Here is a 19,527-nt window from a genome sequence, read left to right as displayed (position 1 = left end):
ACGTGGAAGCAAGCGAAGTTAAAGCCATTTTAGAGGCAGCTTTGTCAGTGGACGAGCTGCACGTGAAAGGCGATGGCAGCCACTTTGAAGTGATTGCCGTGGCAGAGATGTTTGACGGGATGTCACGTGTGAAAAAGCAACAAACGATTTATGCACCGCTGATGGCGCATATTGCACGCAATGATATCCATGCCGTCAGTATTAAAGCGATGACCCCAACTGAATGGGCGCGCGATAAAAAGCTGATGCAGTTGTAAGAGGGTCTGATGCAAAAGTTTCGAGTGACGGGCAATGGCCCGCTAAAAGGTGATGTGGCCATTTCCGGCGCGAAAAATGCCGCCCTCCCGATTTTATTTGCTTCACTACTGGCCGAAGAGCCGGTCGAAGTGGCGAATGTCCCTAAGCTGCGTGACATTGATACCACTATGGCACTGTTATCTCGCTTAGGTGCCAAGGTTAATCGCAACGGCTCTGTGCATGTCGATGCCAGTGACATTACTGAGCTGTGTGCCCCTTATGATTTGGTCAAAACCATGCGCGCGTCTATTTGGGCGTTAGGGCCCTTAGTGGCGCGTTTTGGTAAAGGCGAAGTGTCATTGCCTGGTGGCTGTGCCATCGGTGCCCGCCCGGTCGACTTGCACATCAATGGTCTAGAGCAACTCGGTGCCACCATCACCTTGGATGAGGGCTATGTGCGCGCGACCGTGGATGGCCGCTTGCAAGGGGCGCATATTGTGATGGACAAAGTCAGCGTTGGCGCGACGGTCACCATCATGAGCGCAGCCACCTTGGCTGACGGTACCACAGTGATCGAAAATGCCGCCCGTGAGCCAGAGATTGTTGATACCGCGAAGTTCCTCAATATGCTGGGCGCGAAGGTGTCAGGTGCAGGCACTGACCGGATTGAAATTGAAGGGGTGGAGCGCCTCGGCGGCGGCAAGCACTCAGTCGTGGCCGATCGGATTGAAACCGGCACCTTCTTGGTCGCCGCGGCCGTGTCTGGCGGGCATATTACTTGTCGCCATACTTCGCCGGAGTTGCTCGAAGCGGTATTGCACAAGCTCGAAGAGGCGGGGGCTAAAGTGGTGACCGGTGATGACTTCATTGAGCTCGACATGACCGATCGCGAGCTAAAAGCGGTCAATGTGCGCACGGCGCCACATCCGGGCTTTCCGACCGATATGCAAGCCCAATTTAGCTTGCTCAACTTGGTGGCAAAAGGCACGGGTATTATCACCGAAACCATCTTTGAAAATCGCTTTATGCACGTGCCTGAACTGCAGCGCATGGGCGCACATGCAGAAATTGAGGGCAACACAGTGATCTGTGGTGATACCGACAGCTTAAGCGGGGCACAGGTGATGGCCACCGACTTACGCGCCTCAGCAAGCCTCGTGATTGCTGGCTGCATTGCCAAAGGTGAGACCATTGTTGATCGGATTTATCATATCGATAGAGGCTATGAGCGTATCGAGGATAAACTCCAAGCCTTGGGAGCCAAAATAGAGCGGATTGATTCGGAGTAACCTGCCTCTCACTCGACACAAAAACGCCAGCATCTTGCTGGCGTTTTTTATAGCGTGACGCGATAAGCGTCGAGAGCGATTGTATTAGCGGCGCTGCCTTTCATCGCCCACTTTGACCGGCAGTGTCAGGGTCTCACCATCACGAATAAGGGTCACATCTAGCGTTGAGCCTGGGCGAGTATCGGTGACCATATCCATGGCACTGCGTGCCCCGCGTACGGACTGACCATCAATCTTAATGATTAAATCTTGCGGTTGGATCCCCGCTTTATCCGCCGGTCCCCCTTGGTCAACATCAGACACCATGACGCCTCGTTGCTGCTCGGCATCCAGCAATCGCGCCATCACTGGGTTGACATCGCGTCCATCAATCCCGATATAGCCTCGGATCACTCGGCCATCGGCAATCAGTTTATTCATGATCTTCTCGGTCAAGCCGTAGGGGATAGCAAAGGAGATGCCGTAGGTTTCCAAATCGGTGGCTTGCTGGAACGAGGCGGTATTAATCCCCACTAACTCGCCGCGACTGTTGACCAAGGCGCCGCCGGAGTTGCCCCGGTTAATTGCGGCATCGGTTTGTAAAAAGTCTTGGCGGCCATAAAAGCTCATCCCGGTACGCCCAGTCGCGGAAATAATGCCATAAGTGGTGGTTTGGCCGAGGTTATAGGGGTTGCCAATCGCGAGCACCGTATCGCCCACCGCAGGCTGATAACGCTCGTTGACCGGGATCACGGGTAAGTTATCGGCTTGTACCTTGATCACCGCTAAGTCGGTGCGTTGATCTTTGCCCACCATTTGGGCGGTAAAAATACGGCCATCTTGCAAAGCCACAATCACCTGGTCGGCTTCGGCGACCACGTGATAGTTAGTGACAATATAGCCCTTAGCGCTCATGATCACCCCAGAGCCTAACCCCTGAGTGTTGAGGGCTAATCGTTCGTTACCGGTGTAGTTGCGGGTGTAAATATTGACCACTGCCGGCGACGCGCGCTTAACCGCGTAATTGAACGACACCAGCTCCACAGGGTCGTCCTCGATGCTGTCTGCCATTGAAAAGCCGGATAGCAGACCCGAGCGTAAGTCTGGCACCGCTACCAACAATAAAGCAGCCGTCACCAAGCCAATAATCACAGAGCGAATCAATAACGCCAGCATAAATAATGCCATCCTCAAGCAACTTAACGCGGAGCTAGAGAATAGCATTGTCAGCGAGGGTTGGGGAAATCATCACCGCGCTCTGGGCAAAAAAATGCCTGCCGAGAAGGCAGGCATCAATCGGTGTGCGCCAGGCGCGCGTGCGCGGACTAGCGGATCACCAGGTACAAGGAGCTGTTGTCGCGGACGATATTGAGCGCCAGCACACTGGGTTTGTCTTCCAGCAGTTTGCGCAGATCGCCTAAGTTCTCAACCTTGTGACGATTAAGACCGACAATCACATCCCCTTCACGCAGCCCATAGCGCGCGGCGAGTGACCCTTCTTCAATCGCCGTCACTTCTACCCCAGCGGGCTCGGTGTCGTGATTTTTCAGCTCAGCACCGGTGAGGGCTTTGTGTAAGTTGTCGGCCTTGGTTTGCGTTTGGCTCGCCTCTTTAAGGGTGGTGTCCATTTCTAGGTTTTCACCGTCGCGGATAACCCCCAAGGTCACTGGCTTACCCGCGCCCAAGGTGGCAATTTTAGCGCGTAGCTCGCCAAAGCTGCGGATGCTCTTGCCATTAACCGAGACGATGATGTCCCCGGCTTCCAAGCCTGCCTCTTCTGCTGCAGATTCAGGCATGACTTGGCTCACAAAGGCACCGTGTTTTGTGGCAAGGCCAAAGGCATCGGCCAGCTCCGATGTTAGCTCGCGACCGGTTACCCCCAGCATACCGCGGCGCACTGAGCCGTATTCGATAATTTGGTCGACCAGGCTTTTCGCCATATTCACCGGAATCGCAAAGCCAATCCCGACGTTCCCGCCATTGGGGCCTAAAATGGCGGTGTTGATCCCCATCAACTCGCCATTAAGGTTCACCAGGGCGCCCCCCGAGTTACCACTGTTGATCGCCGCATCGGTTTGAATAAAGTTCTCAAAGTTTTCCAAATTCAAACCACTGCGTCCCAGTGCTGAGATGATCCCTGATGTAACGGTTTGTCCCAGTCCAAACGGGTTACCAATCGCCACCGCAAAATCGCCCACGCGGAGCTCGTCAGAGTTGGCCAGTGGGATCTGTGTGAGGTTATTGGCATCTTCATCCAACTGGAGGAGGGCAATGTCAGACATTTCGTCACTGCCAATCAAGGTGGCGTCGTACTCGCGACCATCTTTTAGTTGTACTCGGATTTGGTCTGCATCATCAATCACATGGTGGTTGGTGACTATATAGCCTTTATCCGCATCAATGATCACTCCCGAGCCTAATCCGCGAAATGGGCGCTCTTGGGCTTGCTCGGGCGGTAGGTTGGGGCCAAAGAAAAAACGAAAGGCTTCTGGAATACGCTGCTTCGCGACTTTATTGCCTTCAACGGCAATACTGACGACGGCCGGAGAGACCTTCTCCAACATGGGTGCCAAGCTCGGCATGGCTTCGCCGTTTACGGTTTGCGGTAGGGCAGCGTGGCTTGGGAGAGGGGAAAAGGCCGCGCCAAGAGTCAGCGCGGCGATACTCATCGCTAGTAAAGACTTCTTCATCATAGACTCACACTCCGATTGTCGAGGTATGAAGTGAGAGTGGGGGCAATCTGAAAAAGTTCAATCCTCCATCAATTCGTCGCGCGCGAACCTTCACCGCTTTTGAGCAGTCCTGAGGCACTGCCTGAGTAGTCTCTGGGCGGCTCACTGGCTGTTTCGGCCTTCACTTCGGTGATTTTACCCAGCCTTTTAGCAAATGGGTTGTCCTGATCGGGCAAATTCGGCATCAAATCGGTCGAGGTCTTTGCCATATGCTGATAGAGCTTGTTGTAATCTTTGGATAGTGTATCGAGCAGCTCTGCGCTTTGGGCAAAATGATCCACCAACTCTTGGCGATATTGCTCCAGCTCGTAACGTGACTTTTCTAGCTCCCTTTTCATGTTTTTTTGTTGTTTCAGATCGCGCGTCGTCATGCGGGCAATAAAGAAGCCTACCGCGATACCGATGACGAGAAAGATCAGGCTATTAATCCAGGCCATAACTGCTCCTTGTAGTCACAAGTTGACTGTCCACAGATACCACTGACGGGTCAGTCAAGACAAGTAAAATCACTTGCCTACCTAATAATATCGTACATTCCCCAATGACTCAGCAAGGGAAGATTTAGCTCACTATACACGTCGCTTTCCGCTTGGGATACTGTCTTACGTGTTTGGTCTGTTGTGCGCGGTGACGCCCGACGTGTGACGTTTTCACGGGGCGTGTTACTATGCGTGCGAGGCGATAACCAATGAGGCTTTCACGGAATGACGCCACTCGAGCATTATAATAACGATCTGACCCACAACGATTTTATTGAAGACCCGGCGCAGCGTTTGGCAGTGGAGAAACTCGATGATCTCTACCATCGCTTGGTCGCCAATCCCATTGTCCCCACCATGTCCGAAAAGCGCAGCTGGCTGCCTTGGCGTAAGCGCGAACCCGCGCCAGTGACCCCAGTAAAAGGCTTATATTTCTGGGGTGGGGTGGGGCGCGGCAAAACCTACCTAATGGATACGTTTTTCCACGCTTTGCCGTTTGAAAACAAGATGCGGATGCACTTTCACCGCTTTATGCATCGCGTTCACCAAGAGCTCAAAACCTTGGATGGCGAGGTTGACCCTCTGCCACAAATCGCCGATAAGTTTGCTCAAGAAACCCGAGTATTGTGCTTTGATGAGTTCTTTGTCTCTGACATCACCGATGCGATGATTTTGGGCACCTTAATGGAAGCCCTATTTGCGCGTGGTATTACCCTGGTGGCCACCTCCAACATCGTGCCCGATGAGCTTTATTGGAATGGATTGCAACGTGCGCGTTTTTTACCTGCGATCGCCTTGATTAATCAGCATTGTGAGGTGGTCAATGTCGACTCAGGGGTAGATTACCGCTTACGCACGCTAGAGCAAGCGGAGATCTTTCATCATCCTTTAGATGACGCCGCCACCGCGCAAATGCATGCCTACTTTAAAAAGCTCAATGGCGAGGGCGGGGTGAAACAGGATGTGATTGAAGTGAATCATCGGCCGCTGCAAACCCTCGAAAATGGCGACGGCGTGGTGCACTTTAGTTTTGCTGAGCTTTGCCAATCGGCACGTAGTCAAACCGACTACATGGAGCTGGCACGCCTTTACCATACGGTGCTGCTGGCTGATATGCCTCAGCTAACCGGGGCGCAAGACGACGCCGCACGGCGCTTTATTGCCTTGGTGGATGAGTTTTACGAGCGTAGCGTGAAATTGATCATTTCGGCGGCGGAGCCTATGGATAGCCTCTATCAAGGCGAACGGCTGGCGTTTGAATTTAGGCGCTGCCAATCACGCCTCATTGAGATGCAAAGCCATGACTATCTTGCGTTGCCGCATTTGCCCTAAATCGGATAGAACGCGGGGCGCAAGCTCGCTAACGGCGCGCGTCCCGCAACACAATGGTGTGCAGTAGCCAAACAACCACCAACTGAAAAAAATCCACCGAATTTTTTTGCCAAAAGGAGGTGATTTTTTCTCCACTCTTCCCTATAATCTCGCGACCCACCGTTACTGTTGAAAGGCTTAGGCCGAGTGTACCACCACTCGAAGGGGTGATGTATGGGCGCTTAACAGTGGGAGCTTAGGCTCCTGAAGTGAAACTTATTAATCGGGTAATCATTAGCATGAAAACTTTCGTTGCTAAACCAGAAACTGTAAAACGCGACTGGTTCGTTGTAGACGCTGAAGGCAAAACGCTGGGCCGTCTGGCCACTGAAATTGCAACGCGTCTGCGTGGCAAGCACAAGCCAGAATACACTCCTCACGTTGACACCGGTGACTACATCGTTGTTATCAACGCTGAGAAAGTGGCTGTTACTGGCCGCAAAAAGTCTGACAAGATGTACTACAGCCACACTGGCTACATTGGTGGCATCAAGTCAATCAGCTTTGAAAAACTGATCGCGGAAAAACCTGAACTGGTTATTGAAAAAGCCGTTAAAGGTATGTTGCCACGCGGTCCTCTAGGTCGTGCTATGTACCGTAAACTGAAAGTTTACGCAGGTTCTGAGCACAAGCACGCGGCACAACAACCGCAAGTACTAGACATCTAAGAGGAATAAAGCAATGGCAGAACAATACTACGGCACCGGCCGTCGCAAAAGCTCCGCAGCGCGTGTCTTCATCAAGCCGGGCAGCGGTAACATCGAGATCAACAAGCGTTCTCTCGAGACTTATTTCGGTCGCGAAACCGCTCGCATGGTCGTTCGTCAGCCGCTTGAGCTGGTAGAAATGACCGAGAAGCTAGACCTGTACATCACCGTTTCTGGTGGTGGTATCTCTGGTCAAGCTGGCGCAATCCGTCACGGCATCACTCGTGCCCTGATGGAGTATGACGAGTCACTACGTCCTGCGCTACGTGCAGCTGGCTTTGTTACGCGTGACGCTCGTCGCGTTGAGCGTAAAAAAGTGGGTCTACGCAAAGCACGTCGCAGCCCGCAGTTCTCGAAGCGTTAATCGACGTTCCAGTCAGATTTGCTGCAAAAGCCTGGTGGCAACGCCAGGCTTTTTTTATCCATCAATTTATCCGTCATTCTTGGGTGCAATACTCATTTATTTCCTTTCAAAACAGTGTATAAGCACTCACTTTCCAACATTTTTATTACCCTTTCCTCAATTCTGTGCACACCGCTCACATTTGTTACAAAAAGGTAGCTTTATCTTGTCAAAAAGTAGGGTTTTCTCTATCATCTAGCCGACGTAATAGCAGCTAAGATTTAATCGAACTGATCCCAGTCAGCCGTTATTACATATTCGTTTTTAAGTAAGCCGTACGCTCCATGGACGCAAAGGACACAATAAAAATCCAAGCGGGAGCACATGGGAGAATGTTGGATGAGCAATGCGCCAGTGAATACCGGCCGACGCCGTTTCCTGACTGCGACGACGTCAGTTGTTGGCGGTTTAGGGGCCGTAGCAGTTGCCGTACCTTTTATTAAGTCTTGGAACCCAAGCGCGAAAGCCAAAGCGGCGGGCGCGCCTGTCGAAGTCGATATCAGTAAGCTACAAGACGGACAAATGATCCGTGTTGAGTGGCGAGGAAAACCTGTATGGATCGTGCGTCGTAGTGACGCGGTCGTCGAAGAGCTGTCTAGCTTCGAGGACCAGCTTCGTGATCCCGGTTCGGCACAGCCGCAACAGCCAGAATACGCAGCCAACCAGACCCGCTCTATTAAACCTGAAATTTTCGTCGCGGTTGGTATCTGTACCCATCTAGGTTGTTCGCCAACCTACCTGCCTGACAGTTTCAGTGAGCAAGTGAGTGGGGTGAAAGCCGGGTTCTTCTGTCCGTGTCATGGTTCCAAATTTGACATGGCAGGACGCGTATTCCAAGGCGTACCTGCACCACTAAACCTGGTCGTTCCACCTTACATGTACTTGGACGACAAACGGGTACTCGTGGGACAAGATGAGGGGACTGCGTAATGGAAAACTTGCTGAACTGGGTTGAGAAACGCATTCCAGCGATGAATGCGTATCGCAAACACATGACTGAGTACCCCATGCCGAAGAACTTCAACTTCTGGTATATGTTTGGGGTGCTCGCAATGCTGGTTCTGGTTAACCAAATTCTTACTGGGATTTGGCTAACCATGAACTACGTACCTTCAGCGGAAGGCGCATTTGCGTCTGTTGAATACATCATGCGTGATGTGGAGTACGGCTGGCTCTTGAGGTATATGCACTCCACCGGGGCCTCGGCCTTCTTTGTGGTGGTCTACCTGCATATGTTCCGTGGCCTGATCTACGGCTCCTACCAAAAGCCACGTGAGCTGTTATGGCTATTTGGTATGCTGATCTTCCTGGTGCTGATGGCTGAGGCCTTTATGGGCTATCTGCTGCCATGGGGACAAATGTCGTACTGGGGCGCACAGGTTATCATCTCCTTGTTCGGAGCCATCCCAGTGATTGGTGATGACCTAACACTGTGGATTCGTGGTGACTACGTTGTCTCTGGCGCGACCTTGAACCGTTTCTTTGCCCTCCACGTGATTGCACTGCCGATTGTGCTCTTGCTGTTGGTGGCATTGCACGTGCTTGCACTGCACGAAGTGGGCTCAAACAACCCAGATGGTATCGACACTAAATTACCGAAAGGTGAGGCAGATGACGATGGCCAGCAGTCACAGTTCAAGTTCCACCCGGATTACACCAAGAAATATAAGATCATTGATTCGATTCCTTTCCACCCTTACGGGACAGTGAAAGACTTGATTGGTGTGGGTGTGTTCGGCATCTTGTTCGCCTACGTGATTTTCTTTAATCCCGAAATGGGCGGTTATTTCCTTGAGCCACCCAACTTTGAAGCGGCTAACCCGCTGAAGACCCCTGAGCACATTGCCCCTGTTTGGTACTTCACGCCGTTCTACGCGATTTTGCGTGCGATCCCAGACAAGCTAATTGGTGTTATTGCCATGGGCGCGTCGATTGTGATGCTGTTCATCCTACCGTGGCTTGACCGCTGCCGTGTGCGCTCATACCGCTACCGCAGCAAGCTGCACTTGGCGAACATCGTCCAATTTGTGATTGCCTTTATTGCTCTGGGTATTCTGGGCGCGTTGCCAGCAACCCCAACGTACACCTTGCTGGCGCAGATCTTCAGCTTCTGTTACTTCATGTTCTTCGTGCTGTTGTTCTTCTACAGCAAAAATGAGGCAACAAAACCGCTACCAGAGAGGGTGACATTCAAATGAGAAAATGGATTGTAATCTTGTGCGCGCTGTTGCCCTCTTTGGCGATGGCCGCCGGTGGCAATGTCCACTTGGACGAAGCCAACAATGATTTGACGGACAAAGCCTCATTGCAACGTGGCGCCAAACTGTTCATGAACTACTGTTTTGGTTGCCATGCTACGCAGTATCAGCGCTATCAGCGTGTGGCCGAAGATCTCAATATTCCTAAAGACTTGATGGAAGACAACCTGATTGTCGATAAGAATGCTGATTACGGCGAGTTGATGAAAAACGCCATGACGCAAGAGGCGGGCGCGCAGTACTTCGGTGCACCCGCTCCCGATCTCACCTTGGTGGCACGTGTGCGTGGCGTGGATTGGCTATATACCTATTTACGTTCGTTCTACGTTGACCCATCTCGCCCATTTGGCGTGAACAACACCGTGTTCCCGAACGTGGGTATGCCACACGTGCTTGAAGAGCTGCAAGGGACACCCCGTAAAGTATACGAAACACGTATGGTGGACGGTGAGCCGGTGGAAGAGTTTGTGGGTCTCAAGTCTGATGGCAACGGCGAACTCAGTGCCAGCGAGTACGATAATGCGGTGCGCGATCTGGTTAACTTCCTTGAATATTCAGGGGAACCTGTGAAGCTAGAGCGCCAGCAACTGGGCTGGTGGGTGATTGGTTTCTTCGTGGTATTCTTGATTTTGGCGTACTTCCTCAAGAAAGAATATTGGCGCGATGTGCACTGATCGGTTAATCTAGTGTGTTGCTAATCCGCAATGGGGACTTTAGGTCCCCATTGCTTTCTATTGTTATTGAACATCCTGGAGGGGTTGATGGCTGTTGCTGCCAATAAACGCTCGGTGATGACGTTATTCTCTGACGCATCTGATCTCTATAGTCATCAGGTACGCATCGTCCTCGCAGAGAAAGGTGTCAGTGTAGAAATCGAGCTGGTGGATCCGAATAATCTGCCAGAAGATCTGGTTGACTTAAATCCTTATAACTCTGTTCCAACCTTGGTAGACCGTGAGTTAGCGTTGTACAACGCGGATATCATCATGGAATACTTGGATGAGCGTTTCCCTCACCCGCCATTGATGCCGGTATACCCTGTTGCCCGTGCACAAAGCCGTTTGATGATGTATCGCATCAAGCGCAACTGGTATACCTTGGTTGACCAAATTATGGAAGGCAGTGCTGACGACGCCGACAAAGCGCGTAAGCAGCTGCGTGAAGAGCTTCTGGCGCTGGCACCGGTATTTGCCGAAGATCCCTACTTCCTAAGCGAAGAGTTTAGCTTGGTGGATTGCTACTTAGCCCCGCTGCTGTGGCGTTTGCCGGCACTGGGTATTGAGCTAACTGGCCCAGGCGCGAAGCAAGTAAAAGACTACATGACGCGTCTGTTTGAGCGTGATTCGTTTCTCGCCTCACTGACAGAAGCTGAACGTGAAATGCGACTAACAGGTCAATAATGTCTACATCAGAATTTGCGATGACACCACGCCGCCCCTATTTGGTTCGCGCGTTCTATGATTGGTTACTGGATAACGATCTCACCCCACACATGGTGGTGGACGCGACGTTACCTGGGGTACAAGTCCCGTTTGACTACGTCAAAGACGGACAAATTGTTCTCAACATTGCCCCGCGTGCGGTGGGAAACTTAGAGCTTAGCAACGACCATGTGTGCTTTAATGCCCGCTTTGGTGGCAAGCCTCAACAAGTCTTCGTGCCTATGGCCGCAGTGCTCGCCATCTATGCGCGTGAAAATGGTGCCGGCACCATGTTTGATATGGAGCCCGCCTACGCGCAGGCCGATGAGGAGGAAATGTTTGAACAATCTCCCTCATCCAGCGAGGTAGAAGACGACGAGCCGCCTTTGGTGTCGGTTGACAGCGTTGACGACCCAGACGCCTTGCCGCAAGCCGATGACGAAGACGACACGCCGGCTACGCCAAGCAAAAAAGGCAAGCCGACGCTAACCGTGGTGAAATAACCGCGTCGCAAGTTCTACCGAAGGTAAGACACAAAAAACCAGCACCCAAGTGCTGGTTTTTTTATGCGCAGGGGCCTGCCGCACAGAAAAGGCGCCCGACTCGACGCCCTCAATGTACGGCGTCTGAATCAATGACGCTCGGTCATGATCTCGCGCGAGAACACCTTCTCACAGTATTTGCAGCGCAGCTTCACATCGTCTGCTTCACTCAGCACGCGGAATGAGCTATCGACCGCCGGCTCACCGTGAGTAATACAGTTAGAATTTGGGCAGCGGAACACGCCTTGAATCACCTCAGGCAAGGTCAGCGGCAACTTGGCGACCACTTGGTAATCTTCAATTTGATTCACGGTTGCCTGTGGGGCGTACAATGCGAGTTGGCTGGCCTGATCTTCGCTGATCACCACGTTCTCGATTTTGATCAGATCTTTGCAGCCTAACGCCGACGATGGCAAGTTAAGGCCAATGGTGATCCGCTGATCGCTGCCGTGCATTTGAAACAGGTTTAAGATCTTAAAGCCAATGTGCGCGGGAATATGATCGATCACCGTGCCGTGACAGATGGCTTCAACTTGTAGTTTGTTATCCGTGCTCATTTTGCAACTCCTTCAACCTGTTCGTTTAATACCAGTGCCAGCAGGGCTTCTCGGGCATAGACGCCGTTCTCAGCTTGCTCAAAGTAATAGGCGTGCGGGGTTTTATCGACATCCACAGTAATCTCATCCACACGGGGCAGGGGGTGCATCACCTTCATGTTGGGTTTGGCATCACGCAGCATCCCCGCATTTAAAATGAACGCCGCTTTAATGTGCGCATACTCTGATTCATCAAAGCGCTCTTTTTGTACCCGCGTCATATACAATACATCCAGCTCAGGCACCACATCGGTGATGCTACTGTGCAGGCTATACGGGTGGCCCGCGGCAGTCAGCTCATCTAACAAATACTCAGGCATCGCCAGGGCATCCGGGGCAATATAGAAAAAGCGGTTACCCTCGAATTTTGACAAGGCTTGCGTCAGTGAATGCACGGTTCGGCCATATTTCAGATCGCCCACCATGGCAATGTTGAGGTTATCGAGCCGGCCTTGGGTTTCGTAAATCGAGAACAGGTCGAGCAGGGTTTGGGTTGGATGCTGGTTAGCGCCATCACCACCGTTCACTACTGGCACACCGTCAGAGAACTCCGAGGCCAACCGCGCTGCGCCTTCTTTGGGATGGCGCATCACAAAGCCATCGACATACGAAGAAATCACCCGTACTGAGTCGGCCAAGGTTTCGCCTTTTTTGCCTGACGAGGTATTGCCACCGTCGGGGAAGCCGATCACCGAGCCGCCAAGGCGCTGAATCGCGGTTTCAAACGACAAACGTGTGCGCGTCGACGCCTCAAAAAAGCAGCTGGCAATCACTTTATTCTTCAACAGCGTCGGGTTAGGGCGCGCTTTTAGCTCGCCCGCCGTGGCGACGATTAACTCCAGCTCGTCGCGGCTGAGCTCGGGAATGGAAATAATATGTTTGTTATAAAGCGTATTGGCCATAACGCGAGTCCCTTTCTTTGCAGTGTGCTACAGGCAAAAAAAAACCTCCTAAACGGAGGTTTTTACGATCACGACCAATGCGGATACCGTCCCGTAATGGGGCGGATAAATCGCTGTTTGTGGGTGGAATAACCAACATAACTTCTGGCCGTGTAGTGAAATCTGGCCGAATTATACGCCCCTATTTATGTCGTGCAAGCAAAAGTGCAATCGTTTACGTGCTTGCGTTGACGAGTGTGGCAACCATCACAGCCTTGATGGTATGCATACGGTTCTCTGCTTGGTCAAAGACGATCGACTGCTCAGATTCGAACACCTCGTCGGTCACCTCCAAGCCATTAAGCCCGTATTGATCGGCGATTTGTTTACCCACACCAGTCTCATCGTTATGAAAGGCAGGCAAACAGTGCATAAACTTAGCGTGTGGATTCGCGGTGGCGGCCATCAAACCGGGGTTAACCTGATAAGGGGTGAGATCGGCCACGCGCTGCGCCCAGACCGATTCGGGCTCACCCATCGACACCCAGATATCGGTATACACAAAATCACAGCCGTTCACCGCTGCGGTGTCTTCGGTTAAGGTGATCGTCGCGCCAGTATTGGCGGCGATATCTTGGCAGGCGGCAATCAAATCAGCCTCAGGCCAATAGGCTTTGGGGCCAATCAGGCGCAGATCCATGCCCATTTTCGCCGCACCGACCAATAGCGAATTACCCATGTTGTTGCGCGCATCTCCCACATACGCAAACGCGATTTGATCAAGCGGTTTGTCACTGTGCTCTTGCAAGGTGAGCAGATCGGCCAACACCTGGGTAGGGTGAAAATCATCGGTTAAGCCATTCCACACCGGCACCCCGGCATGCGCGGCGAGCGTCTCGACCACTTCTTGGCCAAAGCCACGGTATTGAATGCCATCGTACATTCTCCCTAATACCCGCGCGGTATCCTTCATGGTTTCTTTATGGCCAATTTGGGTGCCGCTAGGGCCGAGGTAACTGACTTGCGCGCCTTGATCAAACGCCGCCACCTCAAAGGCACAGCGCGTACGGGTCGAGGTTTTCTCAAAAATCAGCGCAATATTTTTGCCTGTTAGTTGCGGCGTTTCCTCACCGCGAGCTTTGGCCGCTTTAAGTGCGGCGGCATCATCAATCAGATCGTGGATTTGCTGAGGTGACAAGTCGAGTAAGGTGAGCAGTGATTGCTGGTAGAGGTCGCTTTTCATATCTATCCCTAAATAACGCGCCAAAATGAATATTAAATCGATATTTATGTTTAATTATTCTTTGATGGTAAAGCGCGTGCTAGCAAGATGCAAGCGACAAATCCGAGCGTAAAGGCCATAAATTGACCAATAACACACCGTTTTGATGGTTTTCTGACCGCGGGAGGGGGATTTAATCAAGCACTGACAATGCTGATAAATTGGCGACAAACTAGACAATCCTTTTACTGCCTTATAGCGGGGGAATGACAGGGCCGCGCGATGAGTGAGAGATAGTGTTTATGTCCTCAAGGGCAACGACAATACTAGGAAGGAGAACATGATGAAAACACAAAACAAAGCACTGACTCTTAGCGCACTCATGATGATGATTGGTCTCGCCGGCCCCGCGATGGCCAACGAAGCCAGCCAACCACAAGGCGACCAACCCGTGGTAACCTGCCCAGACGGCGGCACGGATTGCGACACGCAACCAATGCCAGAAGACGACAACAGCACCTGGCCGGCTGAAGACAGCCAAGACCCCGCCATGCAATAAGGCGGCAGCCTCCTAAGCAAGCAAAGCGTGAGTGCCGCCACATTGGCGGCGCTTGTTTATCCGCAACACGCTAAGTGCTCAAAAAGCATACTGAATTCGCCCCCCTTACAGCTAGACACCCTGTGAGCCTTCCCCTATAATCCCATTCCATTCGGCCCCTTAGCTCAGTGGTTAGAGCAGTCGACTCATAATCGATTGGTCCCCAGTTCAAGTCTGGGAGGGGCCACCAGTCATAGCAAGGCGTAGCAGGTTAGTACCTACTACGCCTTTTTTGTGCCTGCTGATTTTTAGTCAAACACTTAGTCAAACAAGGAACGGGTACAACTCCCGTTTTCGCATTAGAAAAAATCAGCGGGGTGACACTGAGAGGTGTACAACACTCCGAACCTGCTAGCAGTCATCTTTCCCCTGCCTGATCCAAACGTCCACTAAAACGATTCATCCGTTTTGCCCTAGGTAACTTCTTGAACCCATCTCACAAAATATGGCTTATCTAACACTTTGGACAATAGCGCACGAAAACCAAAACAGCCCTTGATACACTAATGGCAAATTTGCCAACTCAATGGCGTGTTAGGTGCCGACAACTGATCGGCGGTAGCATGGCTAAACACTGGATGCTTAACCAGCTTATCGGGCAGAGATACTCAATAGTGTGCGCGTTTATCCGTGACCAATTCACACTATCCCAGAATGGATGATAAAAAGAGTCGATAAGTCATGCGTTTACAGATTCACGCTTGGGGATAGTGTGAATACCTGAGTAGAGATAGGCGGCATGCACACTTTCGCGGAAGAGCAATATCCGTTAGAGGTGAGAAATTCTATTGGTAACAGCCAGTTAGGTAGAAGAGAATGCGGATAACGGTTTTGGGAAATCGCGCGTGCGCACTAATACAATGTTATGTTTCATAGAGGACACAGTTTGTGCTGGAAATAATCCAACAAAATCCTGTTATTAGTTTTTTTGCAGGGTTGATCCCTTTGGTCGCAGGTATATGGAAGGTCATGGATGTGCTTTTCGTTAAGCCGCGGGATTTTCGGATATCGGTTCTTGAAAACAACGTGGAGGAGATTCGAAAGCAACTACAGAAAAATGAACCGGAAAGAGTTCCTGCCAACCCGTCACCTTCGGTTTCGGCTCCTTCTCAGGATCGGACAATTTCTGCGGAAGTTTTAGAGGATAAAGCCGATAAATTTGAGAAGATCGTCGAGTCAACTTCTCTACTGAATGATATGGATCTTTTTTATGAGTCATGGAAAGACAAGGAACTAACGGAGCTACAACGGGACCAGTTCGAGAAGAATTATGTTGGGCAGAAGGTGGTTTGGACAGCTACATTTTCCTCTGTGAGCGAGGAGCGAGACGGATACTTGTGGGTGAGCTTAACGTCTAAAAATAAGGAAAATTTTGGAATCCACGTCATTGCAGTGTTCGAGGAAAATCATAAAGAAGCGTTGCTCACAATTAATAAAGGCGAGCTTGTTCAGGTTTCCGGGGTGATTGATTCTTTCTCTCTTTCCCCATTAATTAGAAAGTGCAGTATTTCGAGGAAAACATAACCAACGGCTGCACAGCGACCGGTTTTCCGCCGCTTCGCGGCTCCAAACCGGCGCGTGAGCCGGGCGTTAAGTTCCAAGAGGTAATAATGACTACAGTTTGTAAGCTTTGTTTGAAACCAAAGCCTTTAAGAGAATCGCATATTATCCCGCGAGCTATATATCGTCGAAGAAAGCGTTCTGGAAAATCACAGCTAGTCGCTGTGACTATCGATGAATCGACAGCTCCTGATTTGAGCAACTGTGATCCCAAAGAACCTCTATTCTGTAGCTCTTGCGAAAACGAGTTATTAAATGATAGGTATGAAAGGTATTCGGATAGTTTTTTAACGGGGAAGTTTCCAGTGAAGAAAACTTCCCAAGCAGTCATATTGGATAACTTTAAATACGATAGGTTTTACCTTTATGTAATCAGTATTCTTTGGCGTGCTTCTATTAGTTCGCTTGATCAATTTCAAGGCATAGATCTAGGCGATGACTTCAACGAAAAGTTAAGACAATGCATATACAGTGGCAGCATTAAGCTGGGAGTTTCTTTGAAATTAGATCATTTCGTAAGAGTCTCGATGTATAGGATCACAGACGAACAGAGCATATTTGATACTAAATCAATTAAAAGCTTAATCCTCAACCTCAATGTCTATCGTGGAGAGACTGAAGCTGACGGTATGTACTATTACTTCATGATCGAAGGCTTTTTTATAGTCATTCGCTTTAGTGCTGAAAATGGCTTGCATGCGGTACGTACTCATAGAGAACCAGCACAAATTACGGGTGTGTTTAACTCGTTGTCTGTACCATTCTGTGATTTTCGAGAAATTCCTGTATTAGAACACTCGCTGAGTAGTTTGGTATGGAAAGCCCAAAATCACGGGAAATTGTAACTTAACAAAGCGTTTAAGACGGATTCACAACGCTTGGCATTTTCGGTTTGCTTTGAATTAAGTGTTTACGGCACAAAGGTTTAGGTAGGGTGGTTGGCGTTGTTCTCCACTTAACGCGGCGTTAGCGAAAATTGGAGATACATTTGAAATGAATATGGAACTGAGTGATTTCGGCTCCATAGCGTCAGTTATTGCGCTAATGGCCATGGCAATCGGTGGAGGTAGACGGCTATTTCGCAAGTACCGTGCTTATCGTTCAGAACGCGATGAAAGAGCTGATAGATTCCGTGATTTTCTCGTTAAGGTTGTCGATGAATCAACTACAGCGAATGAAAGATCTGATGCATCTTCGTTAATTCAGCACACGCTCTCAATTTATCGCCATAAAATCATCCAGCAGTATTGTGTGCTCTTAACTTCAATCGCTATTGGAGGGTTTGGGTTCCTAATATTTTCAAGTATCGATTTTAACCCTATCGCTTGGTCGTTCTTGTTCCTCGGTATAACACTCAGCGCTGCTGACCTTTGGTTTATCTCAACGATGAGAAAAGATGTTGAGCATTCGGAGTGGAAAATAGGTGAGGCTTGGGCTGGTCATCTCGATAAGGCGCGTTCCCGCAAGAAGTCCCGAAGCCATAGCTAACAATCACAGTCACAGCGACGGATACTGCATTGCGGCTCCGCCTCCATTCCGTAACCGCGCGTGCTGTAAGCGTTATGCACCAAACATGGATATTCATTGCAGCAGAAAACTAGAACAGAGGACGACGCTATGAAGAACCAAGGAACCAGGCACAGTTACCGCCTAGCAATATTCGTTGCTGCGGTCCTCCTTTCCACGCCAAGTATATCTTTAGCACAAGGAGGATTTTACGGGGACGGCGGCAACAATAATGACGGCTGGGCAGATTCCATCGACAACGATCGTGACAACGATGGTTGGGCAGATTCCATCGACAATGACGCAGACAACGACGGTTGGGCCGATTCAATTGACAATGACGCAGACAATGACGGTTGGGCGGATTCAATTGATAACGACGGCGATAACGATGGCTGGTCAAACTCGATCGACAATGATCGAGATAATGACGGATGGAACGATTCTATCGACAATGATGACGGGTGGTAGACATTGGCCTGTGAAACGTGGGCTCTGACGCTCGGCATTCTTGTGCATAACAAGGCGCTTAACGGTGAGGCTGTAAGCGGCGCACGTTAGCTCTGCGTCATATTTTTAGCATTAGCAAGTATATTAATCACAAATATCATTAAACAAAGGAGATGATAATGAAGAAAGTTGTAAAAGCTGTAGTATTGACAGGGCTCTTAACTCTGACAGGCTGTGCTTCGTATAGCCCGTGGGATTCGATGCCTCACCAAGAAGCAAGCGCATGGCAAGGTATTGGAGTACAAGCATATGATGCAAAAGCTCTTCGTAGTAGCGGTTTCACCCCAACTGATGCCAAAGATTGGATTCAAGTAGGTATCAAGTCTCCTAAAAAAATTATTGAATGGAATAAGGCAGGATTTTCTCCGCGAACAGCATCAAAATGGATCGATAAAAACTTCACACTAGAAAAAGCTATCTCATTTAGAAAACAAGGGCTAACCGTTGAGTAATTAAAAATATAAAAATATAATCAAATGGCATATATACAGTTGGCTCGCGCTTCGCGCATGATAGCGAACTGTATATTCCCCTTATTTTTGGCGTTATGTATATTTCTAGCTGGGAGGTCAGATGGAATCGGTTCAGGTAGCATTAAACCCGCTGGATTGGTCTGGTGTTTCAGCAATTACATCAATCCTGATGCTTCTCATCAATTTTTTCTTACTCGTGTCGGTAATTTTTGCTTACCGCACCATCAAAGAAGAAGTAAAAAATAGAGACAGTACCCTTCTACTTTGGGCAATGGATGAAATGTCAAAGATAAAACCAGACCTATTATTGCTTCGTGATGCAGGTGACTATGCGGATGGAGAACTTGGGACTGAAGAGCACGAGGTTGCTTGGTCTAAAGAAACCGTTGATGCAGCGTATCGTGTCAGTATTGTGATGCAACGACTGTCTTATCTGACTATGTCTGGACTTATCAGTCAGGAGCATTTTTCCAAAATGTGGGGGCCTGTTTTTGTAAAAACATGGGATAAGTTAGAGCCGTATATACATCACAAGCGCTTCTTAAATGGTGAGCCTTTGACTCTCGCGGAGGGCGCCTACAGCCGGAATGATTTCGAAAAATATGCCCTGTACTGTAGAAATCTAAACACATAACAAGGCCAGGCACGCGACGCCTACTGCATTGCTGCTTCGCCTCCATTCCGTAGCCGCGCATGCTGGCGTTATAAGCTCTAAGCATGGAGAGTATTTTGAAGTTGAGTAAATTTGATGCCGCTGAGCGTC

General features: G+C 50.2%; 23 protein-coding genes and 1 tRNA gene. 18 read left to right on the top strand and 6 right to left on the bottom strand.

What is annotated here, in order from left to right; translation table 11 throughout:
* Positions 1 to 2 precede the first annotated feature (2 nt).
* Entirely contained in the window at positions 3 to 257 is a 255-nt protein-coding gene (gene ibaG, locus EHW58_RS13075; RefSeq protein WP_077606044.1) for a BolA family iron metabolism protein IbaG, read from the top strand.
* Between the two features lie 9 nt (positions 258 to 266).
* A complete protein-coding gene (gene murA, locus EHW58_RS13070; RefSeq protein ID WP_152796929.1) occupies positions 267 to 1,526 on the top strand; it encodes a UDP-N-acetylglucosamine 1-carboxyvinyltransferase in 1,260 nt (419 codons plus the stop codon).
* Positions 1,527 to 1,610: 84 nt separating this feature from the next.
* Here murA and degS read toward each other — a convergent pair whose 3' ends face one another.
* From degS to zapG, 3 genes are all read right to left on the bottom strand, one after another.
* Positions 1,611 to 2,681, bottom strand: a complete 1,071-nt coding sequence (gene degS / locus EHW58_RS13065) for an outer membrane-stress sensor serine endopeptidase DegS (RefSeq protein ID WP_152796971.1) — start codon at positions 2,679 to 2,681, stop codon at positions 1,611 to 1,613.
* 149 nt (positions 2,682 to 2,830) lie between these two features.
* Positions 2,831 to 4,195 (bottom strand): Do family serine endopeptidase, encoded by a 1,365-nt coding sequence (locus EHW58_RS13060; protein ID WP_152796969.1) that lies wholly within the window; start codon positions 4,193 to 4,195, stop codon positions 2,831 to 2,833.
* A 71-nt stretch (positions 4,196 to 4,266) separates the two neighbouring features.
* Positions 4,267 to 4,674, bottom strand: coding sequence for a Z-ring associated protein ZapG (zapG, locus tag EHW58_RS13055; protein WP_152796927.1), 408 nt, complete (start codon positions 4,672 to 4,674; stop codon positions 4,267 to 4,269).
* 267 nt (positions 4,675 to 4,941) lie between these two features.
* On the opposite strand from zapG, the gene zapE reads away from it, so the two are divergent.
* From zapE to sspB, 8 genes are all read left to right on the top strand, one after another.
* The gene (gene zapE, locus EHW58_RS13050) at positions 4,942 to 6,048 is read left to right on the top strand and encodes a cell division protein ZapE (protein WP_152796926.1); all 1,107 of its coding nucleotides are present in this window, start codon (positions 4,942 to 4,944) and stop codon (positions 6,046 to 6,048) included.
* Positions 6,049 to 6,326: 278 nt separating this feature from the next.
* A complete protein-coding gene (gene rplM, locus EHW58_RS13045; RefSeq protein WP_046073927.1) occupies positions 6,327 to 6,755 on the top strand; it encodes a 50S ribosomal protein L13 in 429 nt (142 codons plus the stop codon).
* A 13-nt stretch (positions 6,756 to 6,768) separates the two neighbouring features.
* A complete protein-coding gene (rpsI, locus tag EHW58_RS13040; protein ID WP_046073928.1) occupies positions 6,769 to 7,158 on the top strand; it encodes a 30S ribosomal protein S9 in 390 nt (129 codons plus the stop codon).
* A gap of 378 nt (positions 7,159 to 7,536) precedes the next feature.
* The gene (gene petA / locus EHW58_RS13035) at positions 7,537 to 8,127 is read left to right on the top strand and encodes a ubiquinol-cytochrome c reductase iron-sulfur subunit (protein WP_046073929.1); all 591 of its coding nucleotides are present in this window, start codon (positions 7,537 to 7,539) and stop codon (positions 8,125 to 8,127) included.
* A complete protein-coding gene (locus EHW58_RS13030) occupies positions 8,127 to 9,395 on the top strand; it encodes a cytochrome bc complex cytochrome b subunit (protein WP_046073930.1) in 1,269 nt (422 codons plus the stop codon). The genes petA and EHW58_RS13030 overlap by 1 nt, the downstream gene beginning before the upstream one ends.
* Complete coding sequence (locus EHW58_RS13025) at positions 9,392 to 10,129, top strand: cytochrome c1 (protein ID WP_046073931.1); 738 nt, start codon at positions 9,392 to 9,394, stop codon at positions 10,127 to 10,129. Before EHW58_RS13030 ends, EHW58_RS13025 begins: the two co-directional genes overlap by 4 nt.
* Before the next feature lie 87 nt (positions 10,130 to 10,216).
* Positions 10,217 to 10,855 (top strand): stringent starvation protein SspA, encoded by a 639-nt coding sequence (sspA, locus tag EHW58_RS13020; protein ID WP_046073932.1) that lies wholly within the window; start codon positions 10,217 to 10,219, stop codon positions 10,853 to 10,855.
* Positions 10,855 to 11,379, top strand: coding sequence for a ClpXP protease specificity-enhancing factor (sspB, locus tag EHW58_RS13015; RefSeq protein WP_152796924.1), 525 nt, complete (start codon positions 10,855 to 10,857; stop codon positions 11,377 to 11,379). The genes sspA and sspB overlap by 1 nt, the downstream gene beginning before the upstream one ends.
* Before the next feature lie 128 nt (positions 11,380 to 11,507).
* Here the strand turns inward: sspB and pyrI are convergent, their stop codons facing one another.
* The 3 genes from pyrI to argF all read right to left on the bottom strand — a co-directional run bounded on the left by pyrI (position 11,508) and on the right by argF (position 14,138).
* Positions 11,508 to 11,975 (bottom strand): aspartate carbamoyltransferase regulatory subunit, encoded by a 468-nt coding sequence (pyrI, locus tag EHW58_RS13010; RefSeq protein WP_077606047.1) that lies wholly within the window; start codon positions 11,973 to 11,975, stop codon positions 11,508 to 11,510.
* Positions 11,972 to 12,916, bottom strand: coding sequence for an aspartate carbamoyltransferase (gene pyrB / locus EHW58_RS13005; RefSeq protein ID WP_152796922.1), 945 nt, complete (start codon positions 12,914 to 12,916; stop codon positions 11,972 to 11,974). Before pyrB ends, pyrI begins: the two co-directional genes overlap by 4 nt.
* A 214-nt stretch (positions 12,917 to 13,130) precedes the next feature.
* A complete protein-coding gene (gene argF, locus EHW58_RS13000) occupies positions 13,131 to 14,138 on the bottom strand; it encodes an ornithine carbamoyltransferase (protein ID WP_152796920.1) in 1,008 nt (335 codons plus the stop codon).
* A gap of 319 nt (positions 14,139 to 14,457) precedes the next feature.
* Between argF and EHW58_RS12995 the strand changes: the two genes are divergently transcribed.
* From EHW58_RS12995 to EHW58_RS12965, 8 genes are all read left to right on the top strand, one after another.
* Positions 14,458 to 14,676, top strand: a complete 219-nt coding sequence (locus tag EHW58_RS12995) for a hypothetical protein (RefSeq protein ID WP_152796918.1) — start codon at positions 14,458 to 14,460, stop codon at positions 14,674 to 14,676.
* Between the two features lie 153 nt (positions 14,677 to 14,829).
* A tRNA-Ile gene (locus EHW58_RS12990) sits at positions 14,830 to 14,905 on the top strand.
* Between the two features lie 698 nt (positions 14,906 to 15,603).
* Positions 15,604 to 16,239, top strand: coding sequence for a hypothetical protein (locus tag EHW58_RS12985; RefSeq protein WP_152796916.1), 636 nt, complete (start codon positions 15,604 to 15,606; stop codon positions 16,237 to 16,239).
* An 86-nt stretch (positions 16,240 to 16,325) separates the two neighbouring features.
* Entirely contained in the window at positions 16,326 to 17,120 is a 795-nt protein-coding gene (locus EHW58_RS15715) for a hypothetical protein (RefSeq protein ID WP_194163229.1), read from the top strand.
* Positions 17,121 to 17,268: 148 nt separating this feature from the next.
* Complete coding sequence (locus EHW58_RS12980; protein WP_194163228.1) at positions 17,269 to 17,763, top strand: hypothetical protein; 495 nt, start codon at positions 17,269 to 17,271, stop codon at positions 17,761 to 17,763.
* Between the two features lie 129 nt (positions 17,764 to 17,892).
* Positions 17,893 to 18,252, top strand: coding sequence for a hypothetical protein (locus EHW58_RS12975; RefSeq protein ID WP_152796912.1), 360 nt, complete (start codon positions 17,893 to 17,895; stop codon positions 18,250 to 18,252).
* 158 nt (positions 18,253 to 18,410) lie between these two features.
* On the top strand, positions 18,411 to 18,743 hold the full coding sequence (locus EHW58_RS12970; protein WP_152796910.1) for a hypothetical protein: 333 nt from the start codon (positions 18,411 to 18,413) through the stop codon (positions 18,741 to 18,743).
* Between the two features lie 121 nt (positions 18,744 to 18,864).
* The gene (locus tag EHW58_RS12965) at positions 18,865 to 19,398 is read left to right on the top strand and encodes a hypothetical protein (protein WP_152796908.1); all 534 of its coding nucleotides are present in this window, start codon (positions 18,865 to 18,867) and stop codon (positions 19,396 to 19,398) included.
* Positions 19,399 to 19,527: the final 129 nt, after the last annotated feature.

The sequence above is a fragment of the Salinivibrio sp. VYel1 genome, from assembly GCF_009377945.1.
Classification (GTDB): Bacteria; Pseudomonadota; Gammaproteobacteria; order Enterobacterales; family Vibrionaceae; genus Salinivibrio; species Salinivibrio siamensis.
This window is presented reverse-complemented; position numbering and strand designations above follow the sequence as displayed.

Excerpts from the sequence above, each read along its gene's own strand:
- rpsI (WP_046073928.1), top strand. The coding sequence starts at position 6,769 with ATGGCAGAACAATACTACGGCACCGGCCGTCGCAAAAGCTCCGCAGCG.
- EHW58_RS13060 (WP_152796969.1), bottom strand. The coding sequence starts at position 4,195 with ATGAAGAAGTCTTTACTAGCGATGAGTATCGCCGCGCTGACTCTTGGC.
- zapE (WP_152796926.1), top strand. The coding sequence starts at position 4,942 with ATGACGCCACTCGAGCATTATAATAACGATCTGACCCACAACGATTTT.
- rplM (WP_046073927.1), top strand. The coding sequence starts at position 6,327 with ATGAAAACTTTCGTTGCTAAACCAGAAACTGTAAAACGCGACTGGTTC.
- argF (WP_152796920.1), bottom strand. The coding sequence starts at position 14,138 with ATGAAAAGCGACCTCTACCAGCAATCACTGCTCACCTTACTCGACTTG.
- sspA (WP_046073932.1), top strand. The coding sequence starts at position 10,217 with ATGGCTGTTGCTGCCAATAAACGCTCGGTGATGACGTTATTCTCTGAC.
- pyrI (WP_077606047.1), bottom strand. The coding sequence starts at position 11,975 with ATGAGCACGGATAACAAACTACAAGTTGAAGCCATCTGTCACGGCACG.
- petA (WP_046073929.1), top strand. The coding sequence starts at position 7,537 with ATGAGCAATGCGCCAGTGAATACCGGCCGACGCCGTTTCCTGACTGCG.
- EHW58_RS12970 (WP_152796910.1), top strand. The coding sequence starts at position 18,411 with ATGAAGAAAGTTGTAAAAGCTGTAGTATTGACAGGGCTCTTAACTCTG.
- EHW58_RS12965 (WP_152796908.1), top strand. The coding sequence starts at position 18,865 with ATGGAATCGGTTCAGGTAGCATTAAACCCGCTGGATTGGTCTGGTGTT.
- EHW58_RS12980 (WP_194163228.1), top strand. The coding sequence starts at position 17,269 with ATGAATATGGAACTGAGTGATTTCGGCTCCATAGCGTCAGTTATTGCG.
- degS (WP_152796971.1), bottom strand. The coding sequence starts at position 2,681 with ATGCTGGCGTTATTGATTCGCTCTGTGATTATTGGCTTGGTGACGGCT.
- EHW58_RS13030 (WP_046073930.1), top strand. The coding sequence starts at position 8,127 with ATGGAAAACTTGCTGAACTGGGTTGAGAAACGCATTCCAGCGATGAAT.
- sspB (WP_152796924.1), top strand. The coding sequence starts at position 10,855 with ATGTCTACATCAGAATTTGCGATGACACCACGCCGCCCCTATTTGGTT.
- EHW58_RS15715 (WP_194163229.1), top strand. The coding sequence starts at position 16,326 with ATGACTACAGTTTGTAAGCTTTGTTTGAAACCAAAGCCTTTAAGAGAA.
- murA (WP_152796929.1), top strand. The coding sequence starts at position 267 with ATGCAAAAGTTTCGAGTGACGGGCAATGGCCCGCTAAAAGGTGATGTG.
- EHW58_RS12995 (WP_152796918.1), top strand. The coding sequence starts at position 14,458 with ATGATGAAAACACAAAACAAAGCACTGACTCTTAGCGCACTCATGATG.
- EHW58_RS13025 (WP_046073931.1), top strand. The coding sequence starts at position 9,392 with ATGAGAAAATGGATTGTAATCTTGTGCGCGCTGTTGCCCTCTTTGGCG.
- EHW58_RS12975 (WP_152796912.1), top strand. The coding sequence starts at position 17,893 with ATGAAGAACCAAGGAACCAGGCACAGTTACCGCCTAGCAATATTCGTT.
- pyrB (WP_152796922.1), bottom strand. The coding sequence starts at position 12,916 with ATGGCCAATACGCTTTATAACAAACATATTATTTCCATTCCCGAGCTC.
- zapG (WP_152796927.1), bottom strand. The coding sequence starts at position 4,674 with ATGGCCTGGATTAATAGCCTGATCTTTCTCGTCATCGGTATCGCGGTA.